This is a genomic window from Paraplanobispora takensis, from assembly GCF_016863195.1.
Classification (GTDB): Bacteria; Actinomycetota; Actinomycetes; order Streptosporangiales; family Streptosporangiaceae; genus Planobispora; species Planobispora takensis.
In genome coordinates, this window is record NZ_BOOK01000133.1 from 1 (window position 1) to 1,323 (window position 1,323).

1 rRNA gene is annotated in these 1,323 nt (G+C 56.5%); it reads left to right on the forward strand.

The features are described from left to right. Positions 1-51: 51 nt before the first annotated feature. Positions 52-1,323: ribosomal RNA gene (locus Pta02_RS40765) — 23S ribosomal RNA — on the forward strand; the annotation flags it as partial.

Sequence of the window (1,323 nt, forward strand, 5' to 3'; positions counted from 1 at the left end):
CGGTGGCTGTTTGTTGTTTGAGATTTGCATAGTGGACGCGAGCATCTTTGTGGCCAAGTTTTTAAGGGCACACGGTGGATGCCTTGGCATCAGGAGCCGATGAAGGACGTGGGAGGCTGCGTTAAGCCCCGGGGAGTCGCCAACCAGACTGTGATCCGGGGATGTCCGAATGGGGAAACCCAGCACCCGTCATGGGGTGTTGCCTCCGCCTGAATGTATAGGGCGGTTGGTGGTAACGCGGGGAAGTGAAACATCTCAGTACCCGTAGGAAGAGAAAACAATAGTGATTCCGTGAGTAGTGGTGAGCGAAAGCGGATCAGGCTAAACCGGACGCGTGTGATTAGCCGGCAGGCGTTGCGTGTGCGGGGTTGCGGGACCTTCTGGAAGAGGCTGCCGTCTCTTCAAGCAGTTATAAATCCAATTGATAGTCGAAAGTCCTGGGAAGGGCTGCCGGAGACCGTGAGAGCCGGGTAGGCGAAATCGGTTGGACTGCTGGAGGGGATCCCAAGTAGCACGGGGCCCGAGAAATCCTGTGTGAATCGGCCAGGACCACCTGGTAAGCCTAAATACTCCCTGATGACCGATAGTGGACCAGTACCGTGAGGGAAAGGTGAAAAGCGCCCCGGTGAGGGGTCGTGAAATAGTACCTGAAACCGTGTGCCTACAAGCCGTAGGAGCGTAGGTCGTCTTCGGATGATCTGTGATGTGACTGCGTGCCTTTTGAAGAATGAGCCTGCGAGTTATGGTGTGTGGCGAGGTTAACCCGTGGGGGGAAGCCGTAGCGAAAGCGAGTCTGAATAGGGCGTTGTGAGTCGCATGCTGTAGACCCGAAGCGGAGTGATCTAGGCATGGGCAGGTTGAAGCGCGGGTAAGACCGCGTGGAGGACCGAACCCACCAGGGTTGAAAACCTGGGGGATGACCTGTGTTTAGGGGTGAAAGGCCAATCAAACTCCGTGATAGCTGGTTCTCCCCGAAATGCATTTAGGTGCAGCGTCGCGTGTTTCTTGCCGGAGGTAGAGCACTGGATGGCCGATGGGCCCGACAAGGTTACTGACGTCAGCCAAACTCCGAATGCCGGTAAGTGAGAGCGTGGCAGTGAGACTGCGGGGGATAAGCTCCGTAGTCGAGAGGGAAACAGCCCAGACCACCGACTAAGGCCCCTAAGCGTGTGCTAAGTGGGAAAGGATGTGGAGTCGCAGTGACAACCAGGAGGTTGGCTTAGAAGCAGCCACCCTTGAAAGAGTGCGTAATAGCTCACTGGTCAAGTGATTCCGCGCCGACAATGTAGCGGGGCTCAAGTACACCGCCGAAGTCGTGGCATT